This is a genomic window from Streptomyces sp. AMJ-169 (assembly GCF_055597585.1).
In genome coordinates this window covers 502,337-518,506 of the sequence record NZ_JBVLTJ010000005.1, presented here as the reverse complement: position 1 = coordinate 518,506, position 16,170 = coordinate 502,337, and the positions used below count along the sequence as shown (strand labels likewise).

Sequence of the window (16,170 nt, the reverse complement as noted above, 5' to 3'; positions counted from 1 at the left end):
GCTCGGAGGCACCTTCTCGGGACGGACAGCTTCAGGCGTATCCGCTCGGGGCGTCCCTCGCTTTGGGCGCGCTTGCTGAGGACACGCGGCTCGGAGGCACCTTCTCGGGACGGACAGCTTCAGGCGCATCCGCTCGGGACGCATCTGCGCAGGGCATATCCGTTCGGGACGGGCAGCCCCGTACGGCATCTGCTCCGGACGTCTCCCGGGATGTACCGCCCAGATGCTCCCTTAGAGATGTACTGCTCGGGATGCACGGCTTTAGCGCCTCTTGCGCCCCTCAGCCTGCGGCAACTGCCTTGAGTCATCGCCCCGCGCCCTCTCGGCAGCCGCCCTCACCTGCCGGCCCCTGACCGCAGTCCGATCGGTAAGCCGGAGCCAGGATTCCGCTACCCGGTCCTGGCCCCTGCCAGCAGCCCGATCACCGACCCCTCGGCCCCGGGCTCTCGGTCCCCAGCCCTTGGCCTCAGCCAAATTGCCTGCCCGCGCCCTCAGCTTCGGCCCAACTGTCTGCCTACGCCCCTGCCCAGCCCGATCACAAACTCCTGCTCATCAACCCCCTCAGCTGTTCGTCCCCAGCAGTGTTCGCAGATCCTTTGGCAGCAAGTTGTCGCAGGATGCCTTTGCCTCGTTGGTCAGGGCGTCTGTCACGCAGGTGTAGTAGTCCCGGTAGACCAGCTGCGCCGTGAATCCGGCGGCGACGAGGCCCAGGGCTAGGGATGCTGTGACGAGGCCGCTGATTGCGGCGGTGGTTTGGGGGCGGGCGGGGGTGGAGCCGGGGCGGGGAGCGGGACCCGGCCTTGAAGTGGAGCCGGGTCTGGGGGCGGTTCCGGGGCTGGATCCGACCCCTGCCCCGATCCCGTTCCCTGCCCCGACCCCGGTCCCAGTTCCGACCCCTGTCCCGACGCCGGTCCCTGTCCCAACCCCGGTGCCTGTCCCGACCCCGGACCGCGACTCGGGACCGTCTCCCGAAGCCCGCGACCCCCTTCGTCCCCGTCCCCTTTCCTTCCCCTCGCCCTCTCCCCCCGGCTTCCCCCTCAGCGCGCTGACCCCCCAATAGATGGAGAGCGAACCGAGCAGCAGCGCGACGTACGGCCAGCCGAACAGGGCGAAGAAGAAGGACCACATTCCGCCGAGCAGCGCGTATCGGGCCCGCCGCTGGACCGGGTCGGTCGGGTCCCAGCGTGGACCGGACGACTGCGGCCCACCCCCGGACCCTCCGGACCCCTCGGGACCGCCGGCCCCACCGGGCCGCTCCCCGAACCCACCACCGGAAGCCCGCCCAGGCTGCCGGTCACTCCACTGCCGTCCCCACGGCGAACCACCGTCACCACCGCCGCCGTTGCCACCACCCTGCACGGGCTGCCGAGGCTCCCACGGCCGATCAGGCGTGCCCTCGGGCGGCGGCGCGAACGGATTGTCCTCGGCGGACGGCGACTTCGAGGACTTCGGTGCCCCAGAGGAACCGGCGCTTCCAGAGGAGCCCGCGCTTCCAGAGGAACCGGCGCCCCCAGAAGAACCCGTCGAACCTCCAGAGGAACCCGCGCCCCCCGAAGAGCCTGCGCTCCCAGAGGAACCCGCGCTCCCAGAGGAACCCGTCCCCCCAGAGGAACCGACGCCCCCCGAAGAGCCTGCACTCCCAGAAGAACCCGCCCCTCCAGAAACCCCCGCCCCCCTAGAGGAACCCGAAGACCCCAAGGAGCCGCCCTCCCCAGAAGAGCCCGCAGCCCCAGAAGAGCCCGCTCCCTCCGAGGAACCTCCCCCCGAAGAACCCGCCCCCCCAGAAGAACCCGCACCCCCCGAGGAGTCGACCCCCCTCAAAGAACCGTCCCGCCCCTCCACAGAAAACCCCCCACCAGAAGAACCCCCCCGCTCCCGCCCCAACACAAACCCACCCCTCCCAGCAACAGCGGCGGCGGAGAAAGACAAACTGACCCCGCGGACTCCCCCCGAACCGACCCCCGAGACAGCTTCGGGCGTCGGCTGCGAGGCAGGCGGGATGGTTCGCAGGCTGCGGTCCGGCATCAAGTGAGCGTCTTCCCTAGGTGAGCGACGGATACGGCAGGTGAGCAACGGATACGGCGTATGTCCTACATGGCACGAGCTGTTACCACGGCAACGCACCACACCACCGCCGCGTTCCCGCTCCCGCCCATCCGAGTTCGAACACCCCGGCCAGAACGACGGACGCCCCCACCGGCGGCGGACACGCACCCCTCGTCAGGACGACGAACGCACCCGCCCGAAGGCAGACGCGCACCCCCGCCAGAACGACGGACGCCCCCACCGACGGCGGACACGCACCCCTCGTCAGGACGACGAACGCACCCGCCCGAAGGCGGACACGCACCCCCGCCAGAACGACGGACGCCCCCGCCCATGGCGAACGCGCACCCCCGTCAAGACGACGGACGCCCCCGCCCCAGACAGACACGCACCCCCGCCCCCAGCAGAAGCACACCGCCCACCCCGACGGACACGCACCCGCCCCAGCAGACGCACACCCCGCCCGCAGCAAACGGCCAACGGCAACGGCAACGGCAACGGCAACGGCAAACGGAAAACGACAAAACGGCAGAACAGCAGACACGCACACCCACTCCCCGCAGATACACGCACCCACTCCCGCCAGACGCTACCCCCCACCCCCGCCCCCGTCCCGTGGAGGCCGCCCGATGTGCCGGTATCGTTGCTGACGGTCGGCCGCTTCGTACACTTCCCCGTATCCAAGGACACGAAGCATTCGTACGACCGTACAAACGCTGGTCCGCAAGAAAGGCCCCCACCGTGGCCGCCACGCCCACCCGGCCCCAGGCCACCGAGTCCACCACAGCCGACGCGCCCCCCGGCCCCGCAGCCTCTGCTGCCGCCCAACCGGCCACCACCCACAGCGCCCCCGGCCCGGCGGCCGTCCCTGACGCCGAACCGGCCGTCCCCCCGGGCCCCGCTGCCGGAACAACCGCCTCCGGAGCAGCCGCAGTCCCCGCCCCGGGCGCCGGAGCAGCCGTCACCCCCGGCCCCGCCGCAGCCGTCACCCCAGGCCCCGCCGCAGCCGCCACCCCCGGCCCCGCCGCCGAACCGGCGGCCACCACCCACAGCGCCCCCGGCCCCGCCGCCATCCCCGGAGCAACCGCAGCCCCCGACGCCGACCCGGCCACCCCCCTCAGCCCCCCCACCCCCAAACGCCTAGTAATCCTCGTCTCCGGCTCCGGCACCAACCTCCAAGCCCTCCTCGACCACATCGAGACGACGGGCCCCCACACCTACGGCGCAGAGATCGTCGCGGTCGGCGCGGACCGCCCCGGTATCGAAGGACTGAAGCGAGCCGAACGAGCCGGCATCCCCACCTTCGTGGTCCGCACCGCCGACCACGGCACCCGGGACGAATGGGACGCGGCCCTCGCCGAGCAGGTCACCGCTCACCACCCCGACCTCATCATCTCCGCCGGCTTCATGAAGATCGTCGGTAAGGAGTTCCTGGCCCGCTTCGGCGGCCGTTTCATCAACACGCACCCGGCCCTGCTGCCCAGCTTCCCCGGCGCCCACGGCGTCCGGGACGCGCTGGCGTACGGCGCGAAGGTCACCGGCTGCACGGTCCACTTCGTCGACGACGGCGTCGACACCGGACCGGTCATCGCGCAGGGCGCCGTCGAGATCCGGGACGAGGACGACGAGGGCACGCTGCACGAGCGCATCAAGGAAGTCGAGCGCAGGCTGCTCGTCGAGGTCGTGGGGCGGATCGCCCGCAACGGCCACCGTATTGAGGGACGAAAGGTAGTTATCCAGTGACCGCCGAGACCGCGAGCACCCAGCGGCCCATCCGCCGCGCGCTCATCAGCGTCTATGACAAGACCGGCCTCGAAGACCTCGCGCGCGGGCTGCACGGGGCGGGCGTCGCGCTCGTCTCCACCGGATCGACCGCGGCGAAGATCGCCGCCGCGGGCGTCCCCGTCACCAAGGTCGAGGAGCTGACCGGCTTCCCCGAGTGCCTCGACGGCCGGGTCAAGACCCTGCACCCCAAGGTGCACGCGGGCATCCTCGCCGACCTGCGGCTGGAGGACCACCAGCAGCAGCTGAAGGACCTGGGCGTCGAGCCGTTCGACCTGGTCGTCGTCAACCTCTACCCGTTCCGCGCGACGGTCGCCTCCGGCGCCACCCCGGACGAGTGCGTCGAGCAGATCGACATCGGCGGGCCCTCCATGGTCCGCGCCGCCGCGAAGAACCACCCCTCGGTCGCGGTCGTCGTGAGCCCCTCGCGGTACGCCGATGTCATCGCGGCGGCCCAGGAGAACGGCTTCGACCTCCCCGCCCGCAAGCGCCTCGCCGCCGAAGCCTTCCGGCACACCGCCGAGTACGACCTCGCCGTCGCCGGCTGGTTCGCCAACTCCTATGCCCCGGTGGACGATTCACAGTTCCCGGACTTCCTCGGCGCCGCCTATGAGCGCAAGAACACCCTCCGCTACGGCGAGAACCCGCACCAGCCCGCCGCCCTCTACGTCGACGGCAGTGGCGGTGGTCTCGCCGAGGCCGAGCAGCTGCACGGCAAGGAGATGTCGTACAACAACTACACGGACACGGACGCCGCGCGCCGTGCCGCGTACGACCACTCCGAGCCCGCCGTCGCGATCATCAAGCACGCCAACCCCTGCGGTATCGCGGTCGGTTCGGACGTCGCCGAGGCGCACCGCAAGGCTCATGAGTGCGACCCGCTCTCGGCGTTCGGCGGGGTCATCGCCGTGAACCGGCCGGTGAGCAAGGAGATGGCGGAGCAGGTCGCGGAGATCTTCACCGAGGTCATCGTGGCGCCCGGCTACGAGGACGGCGCCCTCGAAGCCCTCGCCAAGAAGAAGAACATCCGGGTGCTCAAGGCCCCTGGTGCGCCCGGCAGTTCGGTCGAGCTGAAGCCCATCGACGGCGGTGCTCTCCTCCAGGTCACCGACCGGCTCCAGGCCGACGGCGACGACCCCGCCAACTGGACGCTCGCGACCGGAGAAGCCCTGAGCGCCGACGAGTTGGCGGAGCTGGCGTTCGCCTGGCGGGCGTGCCGGGCGGTCAAGTCCAACGCGATCCTGCTGGCGAAGAACGGTGCCTCGGTGGGCGTCGGGATGGGCCAGGTCAACCGGGTCGACTCCGCGAAGCTCGCCGTCGAGCGGGCCGGGGAGGAGCGGGCGCAGGGGTCGTACGCGGCCTCCGACGCGTTCTTCCCGTTCCCGGACGGGCTTGAGATTCTCATCGACGCCGGGGTCAAGGCCGTTGTGCAGCCCGGGGGTTCGGTGCGGGACGAGCAGGTCGTGGCGGCGGCGAAGAAGGCCGGCGTCACGATGTACTTCACCGGCACCCGGCACTTCTTCCACTGACACTGAGCAACTCCTGTAGGCGGGCGGCCCGTTGCGACGTCGGGCCGCCCGCCGTACACAGCGGATGCGCTGTGCCCTGAGGAGTCGCTCCCCCGTTGTTCCCCCGTCACGACGACCCCTCGACGACAACTCTGCGGCACCCCTTCTTCACGCGGTACCTCAGAAGTCCTAGGGTCACCAACGCCCGGCCGGCGTATACACCTTGAGGTAGTGCCCGACCCGCGCCGCGTAGTCCGCGTACTTGGCCGGGACCCCGCCGGACTCGTTCACCCGGCTCCACGAGGTGCGGTACGCGGCGGCGACGAACACCCGTCTGTCGCCGCGCAGTTCGGGCTTCAGCCGGGGTGCGATCCAGCACAGGTAGCGGCCCATCGCCGGGATCGACTCGGCGGGCGGGAAAGGGGGTTTGGGCACGGTCTCGCCGGGGGTGCCGTCGGCGTTCATCCACCAGCGCAGCACGCTCGGCGTCCAACGGGCGATGCCGTACTCGTCCTTGGCCGGATCCGACAGCTGCGGATCGAAGTCGCTCTCCACCTTCAGCATGGCCGCGATCAGCGGGGGCGTGACGTTGGGGTCGGCGCAGTCGTGCGCGGTCTCCACGATCAGCAGCCGGTAGGCGGCGGGTACGCCCTGCCCGGTACGGAGTTCGGCCGAGCCGTAGGCCGCTGCGGCGGTGCTGTGCGTGCTCCCGACGGGGGTCCCCGAGGAGACGCCGTTGCCGGTCCACGTGCTTACCCCGTACCCGATCCCGATGGCCGCCGCCGTCCCAACGGCCGCCGCCAGTACGGCCGTTCGGCGGGGCAGGCGGCGGCGGGTGTTCGTGGCCGCCGACTCCACGCGGCGCAGCAGAGTGCCGGTCGCGATGCGGTCGCCGTGGGTGCGGGTGAGGCAGGACTGGACGATCTCCCGCCAGGCGTCCGGGAGTTCGGGGGACAGGCGCAGGACGTCGGTGCCGCGCGCGTAGGCAACCGCCGCGTCTCTTCGGGCCGTTGGAGTTCCGCCGGGCAGGGGGAGCGCGCCGGTCAGGACCAGGTGGGCGAGGACGCCGAACGCCCAGACGTCCGCCGACGGCCTGATCCTGCGCCCGCGTTCGCCGATCTCCGCCCACAGCAGCTCCGGCGGGGTGTAGTCGGGCGTGGAGAACGCGGGCGTGTAGGCGTGGGTGCCCTCCAGCTCGCCGGCCATGTTGAAGTCGGCCAGCTTCGCCGAACCGTCCTTCATCAGCAGGACGTTGGCCGGTTTCAGATCGCCGTGCACCCAGCCGGCGCGGTGCAACTGATCGAGCCCCGCGCATACTTGGGCGAGCAGCGCCGGGCCGTTCGGCGGCCGGGGGGACCTCTTCAGCAGCGCGGAAAGGGAGTTGGCCGCTTTTTCGAGGACGAGGACGGTGGCGCCGTCCAACCCCGGGTGCGCCGGATCGTCGACCACCAGACTCTCGTACATCCGGATCAGCCGGGGGCTGCTGATGCGTTCCAGCAACTCGACTTCCCGGTCCGCGAGTTCGCGGAGGTGGGCGAGGGAGCGGGGGGTGCTGGTGCCGGTGGGGAGGAACTTCAGGGCGGCCGTTCTCGGGAACGTGTCGTCCTGGTCGGTGCGCTGGGCCTCGTACACGCTGCCGAACGCGCCCGTGGCGATGGGGCGTTGGACCTTCCAGCGGCCCGTCCGGTAGCCCTCGGGGACCTGGACGGCGTACGGGTCGCGGGTCACGGCCGGGGTCCCAGGAGGTTCAGGTCCGCTTCCCTGACCAGGTCGAAGCGCAGGGCGAGGGAGACGAGGGACTCCTTCTTGCCGTTGAGGCGCGGGCCGGGGTCTGCCGTGTCGGGGCCGGGTTTGAGGCGGAGTTTCACGGCGAGGTAGTCGATGTTCCACTGCACGGTGGCCCGCGAGGCGGCGGGCCAGGCGGGGCGCAGCCGGGTGACCACCTGGTCGACGGTGGGCAGCGGGGCGTGCGGTGTGCCGCGCAGCCGGGGTTCGCACAGGGCCGTCAGGACGGCGAAGTAGCGTTTCGTGCGGTCCAGGGAGAACGCGGGCGCGGTCGTCGCGCCGTCGGGGCCCGACGGGCCGCCCCGGTAGTCGTGGCGCGGCGCCCACACCTCGACCGGCAGCAGGTCGCCCGCCGCCGGGAGGACGAGCCGCGCGAACTCGAACGGCACGGGCGCGTCCAGCCGCCCCGGCGACACCTTTATGTGCTCGCCCGCGCCCTCAGGGTTTTCCACTAGGTACGTCTGGGAGCGGCTGAAGTTGCTCAGCGTCCAGTAGGCGCCGTGCGCGACGATCTCCCCGGCCTGCCGGGACACCCCTTCGTGCGGGATCTCCAGGTCGTTCGCGCCGGCCGCCCGCCCGAACGCCAGCCGCTCGCCGGGCGCGAGCCGCAGCTGGGAGCCGGCCCCGGAGTCCTGCGGCGGTACGACGATGATGCTGTACACGGGATCAGGGTGGGCGACGGGGCGGGGCCGTGTCACGCGCGGACACGGCCCCGGGGAGGAATGGCGAGAAGACGTCGCCGGCCTGTATCAGAACGGGGACTTCGCGCTCTTGGGCGTCAGCTGGAGCGGATGACGATCGTGGAGCAGACCTTGTCGGCGAACGTCTGGCGCTTGGCGTCCCAGGCGGGCCACAGCCAGCCGATGTAGCAGGCCAGGCTGTCCAGGATGTGCGCGAGCTGGCGGACGAAGGCCATGCCGCCGCCGAGCACCTGGCCGTCGGCCTCGCGGACGGTACGGATGTTGAGGACCTTCTTGCCGACGGTCTGGCCGGTCTTGCCCTCGCTGATGACGAAGTAGACGAACACGCCGATCACGTAGGCGAAGCCGAGCAGCGCCAGCGCCGGGATGTCGTTGTAACCGCCGATACCGGCGAGGATCCAGTACGGGATCAGCATGATCAGGCTGTCGATCAGCTTCGCCGCGAACCGCTGGCCCCAGTTCGCGTACTGCGGTACCCCGTACCCCGGCTGCTGCGGGTAGCCCTGCTGCGGGTACCCCTGCTGGGGGTAGGCGGGGTAACCCTGGGGCGGGACCCCGGGCTGGCCCTGCGGCGCCGCCCCGTAGGGGTTCTGCTGCGGCTGGCCGTATCCCGGCTGCTGCTGCGGCTGCCCGTAAGGGTTGTTCGGGTCCTGGGGCTGGCCATAGGGGTTGGGCGAGCCGTAACTCATGGCTGGTTTCCTCCGTGGGTCATGCGGTGGGGACGCGGGCATGCCGGAGGAACGTCAAGATTTGAGCGGTTTTGCCCCCCGACCGGACCGCATTGCTGCGGATTTCATCGTTATTGGTTGAGTGAGTTCTTGTCCAGTTCGATTCGCACGGTGTTGTGCACCTGCAACCTGGTTCGCACAAGACCCCCGCCGGACGGCCCTGTCCGGATTGGAACCAGGAGCGGGTCTTCCGGAAAGATGTCCCCATGACCGCCCAGATTCTCGATGGCAAGGCCACCGCAGCCGAGATCAGATCGGATCTGACCGTCCGTGTCGCGGCGCTGCGGGCGAAGGGCGTCGTGCCCGGCCTCGGCACCCTCCTCGTCGGGGACGATCCGGCCAGCCGCAAGTACGTCGCCGGCAAGCACCGCGACTGCGCGGAGGTCGGCATCGCCTCGGTCCGCCGCGAGCTGCCCGCGACGGCGACGCAGGCCGACGTCGAGGCGGTCGTCCGCGAACTCAACGCGGACGACGGCTGCACCGGCTACCTGGTCCAGCTGCCGCTCCCGCCCGGCATCGACGAGAACCGGGTCCTCTCGCTGATGGACCCCGCGAAGGACGCCGACGGGCTGCACCCCATGAACCTCGGCCGGCTGGTCCTCAACGAGCCCGGCCCGCTGCCCTGTACGCCCAACGGCATCCTGACTCTCCTGCACCGGTACGGAGTTGAGCTGAAGGGCGCCGAAGTGGTCGTCGTGGGCAGGGGAGTTACGATCGGACGGCCCATGCCGCTGCTGCTGACCCGGCGTTCCGAGAACGCGACGGTCACCCAATGTCACACCGGTACGCGGGACTTGGGGGCGCATCTCAGGAGGGCCGACATCGTTGTTGCGGCGGCCGGGGCGGCGCACCTGATCCGGGCGGAGGATGTGAAGCCGGGGGCGGCTGTCCTGGACGTAGGCGTTTCCAGGTCGGCGGACGGCAAGATCGTCGGCGATGTCCACCCGGACGTCCGCGAGGTCGCCGGCTGGCTCTCCCCGAACCCCGGCGGGGTCGGCCCCATGACCCGGGCCCAGCTCCTCGTCAACGTGGTCGAGGCGGCGGAGCGCAGTGTTGACTGAGGACGAGAAGAAGGGGGCGGGGGAGGAGATGGAGATGCGGGCGGAGAAGGGGAGTTCGGGGGGGACGGGGCTGGAGCCTGCGGAGACTCCGGCTGAACGGGGGGCTCTGGCTGGGCCGGCGTCTGCGGCTGAACGGGCGTCTGCGGCTGGGCTGTCCGGTTCGGCTGAGGAGGCTGGGCAGGCCGGTCCGGCGAAGCCGTCTGCCGGGGTGCCTGGGTCCGCAGGTCCGGCGGTGCCGTCCTCCGGGGTATCCGGGTCGGCTGGGTTCGCAGGTCCGGCGGCGCCGTTTTCCGGCGTGCCCGGGTCCGCAGGTTCGGCTGAGCCGTCTTCCGAGGCGCCCGGATCGGCCGGGTCCGAAGGCCTCGCCGAGAGCGCGCCCGGCACCCCCGGTATGAGCACCCCCGATATGGGCACCCCCCGCACGGGCGCCACCCGCACCTCCCGTACCCGCACCCCCCGCCGCTTCCCCCGCTTCACCAAAGACACCGCGCGCCCCGAAGGCGGTGGCCGCGCCGCCCCCGGTGGGGCCCCCGCCCCCGCCCGGCAGTGGCCCATGCTCGCCGTGCTCGGTACGGTCGGACTCGGGCTGCTGATCACGGCGTTGGACCAGTTCAGGGCGGGGACGATTCTGATCGGGGTCGCGTTGTTGGGTGGGGCGGCGTTGCGGTTCGCGTTGCCGAGGGTCGGCATGCTCGCCGTCCGCTCACGCTTCACCGACATCCTCACGTACGGGGTGCTGGGCCTCGCGATCGTCCTGCTGGCGCTGATGGCCCAGCCGCATCCGTGGCTCCAGATCCCGTTCCTCAAGGACACGCTGCACTTCACGGTGAGCAGCGGCAACTGACCGCCGCTCGTTTCTGTACGGAGGGGAAAGATGCCTCGCTGGCGGCCGTTGCCGCATGATCTGGACGCCCAAGTCGTCGAGTTCACGAGCCACTTGAGAGACCTGACCGACCAGGCGGGCCTCAGCCTGACCGCGCTGGCGGATCGCACGGGTTACAGCAGGACGTCGTGGGAACGCTTCCTGGACGGCCGCGTCCTGGCCCCGAAACGAGCGGTGATAGCCCTGGCGGAGGCGACGGACACCCCGGCCGCGGAACTGATATCCCACTGGGAGACGGCGGAACGGGCGTGGACGAGGACGGAGTCGGAGAGGGCGCTGCCGGGAAGGGTGGTGGGGGGACCGACGGAGGGGAACTCGTGGGGGTTGGCGGGGTACCGGGGGCCGTCGCCGAGGTCGGGGGAGCCCGGGGCGGGTATGCCGGGGCAGGGCACGCCGGGGGTGGATGGACAGGCGCCGGCCGACCCCAAGCCGGCTGCGCCGGACGCCGGTTCGCCGAAGGAAGGGGCTGGGTGGCCGAACGTGGGCGCCGGCTGGGCGAGGCCGGGTGCCGGTTCCCCTGATTCGGCTGCGCCGGGCACTGGTTCGGCGAAGGAACGGGCCGGCTCACAGAACGCGGGCGCCGGCTGGGCGAAGACGGGCGCCGGCTCACCCGATTCGGCTGCCTTGGACACCGGTCCGGCGAAGGCGGCTGCCAGTTGGGCGAGGGCAGGTGCTGGTGCGCCGGGGGCGGCCGAGCCGAGGTCGGGCGGCCCAGCGCCGGGTGGACCGGCGTCGGCTGATCCCAAGTCGGCTGCGCCGGGTGCCGGTTCGGCGAAGGAAGGGGCTGGGTGGCCGAACGTGGGCGCCGGCTGGGCGAGGCCGGGTGCCGGTTCGCCGAACGCGGGCGCTGGTTCGCCGAGTGCGGCTGCCGGGGCCCCGGGGACCGCAGGAGACTCGGGCGCCGATGACGCGACAAAGGCGTTGAAGCACGCTGGAATTGAGGGGCGCGCGGAGAGCGCGGCGCGCGGGGAGGCAGTCGGGCGACCGGGGCTCGTCGGACGCATGAGGCTCGCTGCACGCAAAGGGAGCGCAGGGCGCAAGGTGAGCGCTGGGCGTAGGGAGAGCGCTGGGGCATCCGCCGCCGCGCCCCCGGGCCGCACCTCCGGGACCCCCCGAATCTCCGGACTCTCCGGGACGCTCGGGACCCCCGGGACGCTCGGGACGCTCGGGGTGCCCGGAATCCCCGGCCCGTCGGGCACTCCCGGCACCCCCAACACTCCCGGCCCCCCTGGAATCCCGGGCGCACCCCACACCCCCACCCGCCACCGCCGCTCCCGCTGGCTCTCCTTCACCGCCGGCGCCCTCGGCGCGGCCCTCCTCGCCACCGTCGCTTTCCTCCTCACCGACAGCGGGCCCGGCAACACCGCCCGTGCCGCCGGTCCCGAGAGCCCCTCTCCGGTCCAGACCCGCCCCCTCCCCGACGGAGTCAAGTGCGTCGACTCGGGCTGCGAGGGCAAGGACGCCGAAGAGATGGGCTGTACGGGGGTGTTGGCGACGACCGTGACCAGCGTGACCGTCCGGACCACCCTCGTGGAGGTCCGCTACAGCAAGACCTGCGGCACGGCATGGGCCCGCATCACCCGGGCCAACCCCGGCGACGAGGTCCAGATGGAGACGGCGAGGGTGCACAGCAAGGACACCGTCACGACCCCGGGCGACACGATCGCGTACACCGCGATGACGGCGGTCACGTCCCCGGACGGGGTCAAGGCATGCGTGACCTTGGCATCGGGCGAACGGGCCTGCACCAACTAACCCCGTTTACCCCCGCCAACCCCGGGCACCCGACCCCTACCCGGCGGACGTACGACCCCCCAGCCCCGTACGCCCGCCCCGGCGGCCACCGCTCCCCCTCTCCCTGAGCCGGTGGCCGCCCCTTTATGCCCGCCGCGCAAAACCCCGCCGCGCAAAACCCCTGCCCCCTGCGCCACCCAGCCGCGCCCCCCGCACCCCCCCCGCCGCACAACACCCCGCCCCCCTCAGACCGCCCAGCCACCCCCACCCCCACCCTGTGCCCCACCGCACACAACCCCACCGCACCCCCCACCTCCCAACCCGCGATAGCCTGACCGCAAGATTCTCTTGACGCCAAGAGATCGATCAAACGTCCGGCACAGGGTTCACCCCACGCCCGCTGTCATAACGGAGAACGCCATGACCCGCACTCCCGTGAACGTCACCGTCACCGGCGCGGCCGGCCAGATCGGTTACGCCCTGCTCTTCCGCATCGCCTCCGGCCAGCTGCTCGGCGCGGACGTGCCGGTCAACCTGCGCCTCCTTGAGATCACCCCGGCCCTGAAGGCCGCCGAGGGCACGGCGATGGAGCTGGACGACTGCGCCTTCCCGCTCCTCAACAGCATCACGATCACCGACGACGCGAACGTGGCCTTCGACGGCGCCAACGTCGCCCTCCTCGTCGGCGCCCGCCCCCGCACCGCCGGTATGGAGCGCGGCGACCTCCTCTCCGCCAACGGCGGCATCTTCAAGCCCCAGGGCAAGGCGATCAACGACCACGCGGCCGACGACATCAAGGTCCTCGTCGTGGGCAACCCGGCGAACACCAACGCCCTCATCGCCCAGGCCGCCGCCCCGGACGTCCCCGCCGAGCGCTTCACCGCGATGACCCGCCTCGACCACAACCGCGCGCTGACCCAGCTCGCGAAGAAGACGGGTACGACGGTCTCCGACATCAAGCGCCTCACCATCTGGGGCAACCACTCCGCGACCCAGTACCCCGACATCTTCCACGCGACGATCGCGGGCAAGAACGCGGCCGAGGTCGTGAACGACGAGGCGTGGCTGGCCGACACCTTCATCCCCACCGTCGCCAAGCGCGGCGCCGCCATCATCGAAGCGCGCGGCGCCTCCTCCGCCGCCTCCGCCGCCAACGCCGCGATCGACCACATCTACACGTGGGTCAACGGCACGGCCGAGGGCGACTGGGTCTCCATGGGCATCCCGTCGGACGGTTCGTACGACGTTCCCGAGGGCCTGATCTCCTCCTTCCCCGTCACCGTCAAGGACGGCAAGTACGAGATCGTCCAGGGCCTGGAGATCAACGAGTTCTCGCGTGCGCGCATCGACGCGTCGGTCCAGGAGCTGTCCGAGGAGCGGGACGCGGTCCGCGCGCTCGGCCTCCTCTAAAAGCAACAGAAACAGCGACTCCCGCACGCTCCAGGTTTGAAACTGGGGAGTGCGGGAGTCGCTGTGTACGGCGGCAGGGGGTCAGCCGAGCTTCACGGAGTCGGTGAAGGCGGACCAGGCGGCACCGGCGAAGGTGAGGGTGCCGTAGGAGGGGTTCTTGCTGTCGCGGACCGGGACGACGCCCGGGGTGCAGTCGCAGACCTCAAGGCACTGACCGCCGTCAGTGTTGCTGTAGCTGGACTTGCGCCACTCGCCGACTTCGAGGCACTGGCCGCCGTTGTCGTTGCTGTAGCTGGACGCGCGCCAGGTCGCGTGGTTCAGGTCGAGGGCTCGCACGAGACTTCCTCCAAGATCCGCATGATGAACTCAAGTGACTTGGCGGGTGTCATTGCCTCGTCACGCATCGCATCGTACCGACGTTGAAGGCGCTCAACCTCCGAGTTCTCCTTGTAGAGATACCCCCGTTGGTCGTTCTCCGTGTAGGCGACGACTTGGTTGTCCGGCTGCCGGAGGAACATCACGTCGGTGTTCGCCAAGGGGTGGAATCCGGCGCTGAACGGCACCACCTGAATGGTGATGTTCGGTTTTTGAGCCATCTCGACCAGATGGGCCAGCTGCTCCTGCCAGGCGGCTCGATCCTTCAGCAGTATGCGCAGCACCGCCTCCGAGAGGATCGAGCGGAAGGCCGTCGCCGGGTCCACTCCTTCCAGGATCCGCTGCCGGTTGATGCGGGCCTCGACCTGCTGCTCAAGCTTCTCGCCCGTCAGACCGCCCGCCGTCAGGGCCTCGCGCGCGTACCCGGCGGTCTGGAGCAGACCCGGCAGCATGTTCGGGGCGTAGTGCCAGAAAGCCAGCGTCTCGGACTCAAGCTTCATGTACTCCTGGTACTGCTCCTTGAACTGCGTGGGGTCCGCCATGGCGAGTTCCCACAGCGTCTTCAGGAACTTCCCTGTCCCGTAGAAGGTGTCGAGGGCTTCGACGACCTCCGGGCCGCCCAGGGTGTGGCCGTTCTCGAGCCTGCTGAGCAGGGACGAGTCCCAGCCGACCTTCTGTGCCACATACCGAAGGGTGTACTTGTTCTCGGTCCGAAGGGCTTTCACCTCCTCCGCAAACCGGTCCCTTGGGTTGATACTGCGGTCGGTTTTCAATCGCCGCGCAGGCATGGGGGGCTCCCCTTCCCGTAGTTGCTGGACTACGGAAGGTAGTGCAGCAAAGGGTCAGCGCGGCGGCTGTTTAAAGAAGATGACCCCTACTTTGTTGCACATGGCGACCCGGTGTGGAATTTACGGCGCGAGGTCCCCGGCGATCTCCCGCAGCGCGGCCACCGCACACCGCTGCATCCCCGGCCCGAACGTGATCCGCGTGGCCCCGAGTTCACCCAACTCCGCCGGGGCCGGACCCTGTGTGGGCTGCGCGAATACGTTGAGCGGCCCCTTAATCCCCGCGCGCAACAAAGGCAGTTGCTCGATCGGGGCCAAGATGGGGTACACACAGTCCGCGCCCGCACTGACGTACAACGCGGCCCGCTCGATGGCGAGTTCGGCGGACCGCAGCCCCCGTACATACGTGTCGACCCGCGCGTTGACGAACAGTTCGCCCCCGGCGGCGGCGCACACCTCCGCCAGCCAGTCCGCGTGCGCGCGCGGCTCCTTGAGGACGCCGTGCCGGGAGTCCTCCAGGTTGCAGCCGACGACACCTGCAACAAGCAGCCGCTCCACCAACTCCTTGGGCGGGAGCCCGTATCCGTCCTCGACGTCGGCGGACACGGGGACGCCGACCGAGCGGGCGACGCGGGCGACGGCGCCGAACATCTCGTCGGCGGGGGTCTCGCCGTCGGCGTACCCGAGCGCTGCGGCGATGCCCGCGCTGGGGGTGGCGATCGCGGGAAACCCGGCCTCCACGAAGAGTTGGGCGCTCAGCGCGTCCCAGGCGCCCGCGAGGACCAGGGGCTGGTCGGGGGAGGGGCGCACGTGCAGCGCGCGGAAGAAGCCGGACTTGCTCACCGGGGGGCGCCCGGCTGGTAGCGGCCGGGGACCATACGGGTCGAGACGGCGATGCGGTTCCAGGCGTTGATGACGGTGACGGCGGCGATGAGGTGGGCGAGTTCGGGTTCGTCGAAGTGCCGGGCGGCGGAGTCGTACACGTCGTCCGGGACGAACCCTTCCGTCAACAGCGTGATGGCTTCGGTGAGTTCGAGGGCGGCGAGTTCGCGTTCCGTGTAGAAGTGCCGCGACTCCTGCCACGCCGCCAGCTGCACGATCCGCTCGACGCTCTCCCCGGCGGCCAGCGCGTCCTTGGAGTGCATGTCGAGGCAGAACGCGCAGTGGTTGAGCTGGGAGGCGCGGATCTTCACGAGTTCGAGCAGCACAGGATCGACCCCACGCCGCGCGGCGCCGTCCACCTGCCGCATGGCCTTGTAGAACTCGGGCGCGAGATCGGCGAGCACCATCCGGGGGGAGTGCTCCGCCGCGTACAGGTCGGTGTCGGTGGTCGTAGTCATAGCTCGACCCTAGGATCGAAGCTGCCCACGGA

At 70.7% G+C, this 16,170-nt stretch carries 13 protein-coding genes and 1 pseudogene; 7 read left to right on the top strand and 7 right to left on the bottom strand.

The window, feature by feature from the left end; all coding sequences use genetic code 11:
- Positions 1–3,192 precede the first annotated feature (3,192 nt).
- Together purN and purH are read left to right on the top strand one after the other, a co-directional pair.
- Complete coding sequence (purN, locus tag ACYUD3_RS15635; RefSeq protein ID WP_470969823.1) at positions 3,193–3,789, top strand: phosphoribosylglycinamide formyltransferase; 597 nt, start codon at positions 3,193–3,195, stop codon at positions 3,787–3,789.
- The gene (purH, locus tag ACYUD3_RS15630) at positions 3,786–5,357 is read left to right on the top strand and encodes a bifunctional phosphoribosylaminoimidazolecarboxamide formyltransferase/IMP cyclohydrolase (RefSeq protein ID WP_470969565.1); all 1,572 of its coding nucleotides are present in this window, start codon (positions 3,786–3,788) and stop codon (positions 5,355–5,357) included. Before purN ends, purH begins: the two co-directional genes overlap by 4 nt.
- A gap of 174 nt (positions 5,358–5,531) precedes the next feature.
- On the opposite strand, the gene ACYUD3_RS15625 is transcribed toward purH, so the two are convergent.
- The 3 genes from ACYUD3_RS15625 to ACYUD3_RS15615 form a co-directional block, all read right to left on the bottom strand.
- Positions 5,532–7,064 carry a protein kinase domain-containing protein gene (locus tag ACYUD3_RS15625; protein ID WP_470969563.1) on the bottom strand — a complete coding sequence of 511 codons (1,533 nt, stop codon included), beginning with the start codon at positions 7,062–7,064 and terminating at the stop codon, positions 5,532–5,534.
- Entirely contained in the window at positions 7,061–7,783 is a 723-nt protein-coding gene (locus ACYUD3_RS15620) for an FHA domain-containing protein (RefSeq protein WP_470969561.1), read from the bottom strand. The genes ACYUD3_RS15625 and ACYUD3_RS15620 overlap by 4 nt, the downstream gene beginning before the upstream one ends.
- 116 nt (positions 7,784–7,899) lie before the next feature.
- Positions 7,900–8,511 (bottom strand): RDD family protein, encoded by a 612-nt coding sequence (locus ACYUD3_RS15615; protein WP_470969559.1) that lies wholly within the window; start codon positions 8,509–8,511, stop codon positions 7,900–7,902.
- Between the two features lie 245 nt (positions 8,512–8,756).
- Here ACYUD3_RS15615 and ACYUD3_RS15610 point away from each other — a divergent pair, with 245 nt between their 5' ends.
- The 5 genes and pseudogenes from ACYUD3_RS15610 to ACYUD3_RS15590 all read left to right on the top strand — a co-directional run bounded on the left by ACYUD3_RS15610 (position 8,757) and on the right by ACYUD3_RS15590 (position 13,638).
- Complete coding sequence (locus tag ACYUD3_RS15610; RefSeq protein ID WP_470969557.1) at positions 8,757–9,611, top strand: bifunctional methylenetetrahydrofolate dehydrogenase/methenyltetrahydrofolate cyclohydrolase; 855 nt, start codon at positions 8,757–8,759, stop codon at positions 9,609–9,611.
- Between the two features lie 295 nt (positions 9,612–9,906).
- Positions 9,907–10,455: a DUF3017 domain-containing protein gene (locus ACYUD3_RS15605; RefSeq protein ID WP_470969554.1), complete on the top strand. Its 549-nt coding sequence runs from the start codon at positions 9,907–9,909 to the stop codon at positions 10,453–10,455.
- Between the two features lie 30 nt (positions 10,456–10,485).
- Positions 10,486–10,701 (top strand): annotated as a pseudogene (locus tag ACYUD3_RS15600) (helix-turn-helix domain-containing protein); the annotation flags it as partial.
- A gap of 963 nt (positions 10,702–11,664) precedes the next feature.
- Positions 11,665–12,249: a DUF2690 domain-containing protein gene (locus ACYUD3_RS15595; protein ID WP_470969821.1), complete on the top strand. Its 585-nt coding sequence runs from the start codon at positions 11,665–11,667 to the stop codon at positions 12,247–12,249.
- A gap of 399 nt (positions 12,250–12,648) precedes the next feature.
- Positions 12,649–13,638 (top strand): malate dehydrogenase, encoded by a 990-nt coding sequence (locus tag ACYUD3_RS15590; protein ID WP_470969551.1) that lies wholly within the window; start codon positions 12,649–12,651, stop codon positions 13,636–13,638.
- Between the two features lie 81 nt (positions 13,639–13,719).
- Here the strand turns inward: ACYUD3_RS15590 and ACYUD3_RS15585 are convergent, their stop codons facing one another.
- From ACYUD3_RS15585 to ACYUD3_RS15570, 4 genes are all read right to left on the bottom strand, one after another.
- A complete protein-coding gene (locus ACYUD3_RS15585) occupies positions 13,720–13,974 on the bottom strand; it encodes a DUF397 domain-containing protein (protein ID WP_470969548.1) in 255 nt (84 codons plus the stop codon).
- Positions 13,956–14,801: a helix-turn-helix domain-containing protein gene (locus tag ACYUD3_RS15580; protein ID WP_470969546.1), complete on the bottom strand. Its 846-nt coding sequence runs from the start codon at positions 14,799–14,801 to the stop codon at positions 13,956–13,958. The genes ACYUD3_RS15585 and ACYUD3_RS15580 overlap by 19 nt, the downstream gene beginning before the upstream one ends.
- Positions 14,802–14,921: 120 nt before the next feature.
- Positions 14,922–15,641 (bottom strand): isocitrate lyase/PEP mutase family protein, encoded by a 720-nt coding sequence (locus ACYUD3_RS15575; protein WP_470969545.1) that lies wholly within the window; start codon positions 15,639–15,641, stop codon positions 14,922–14,924.
- Positions 15,638–16,138, bottom strand: coding sequence for a carboxymuconolactone decarboxylase family protein (locus tag ACYUD3_RS15570; RefSeq protein WP_470969542.1), 501 nt, complete (start codon positions 16,136–16,138; stop codon positions 15,638–15,640). The genes ACYUD3_RS15575 and ACYUD3_RS15570 overlap by 4 nt, the downstream gene beginning before the upstream one ends.
- Positions 16,139–16,170: the final 32 nt, after the last annotated feature.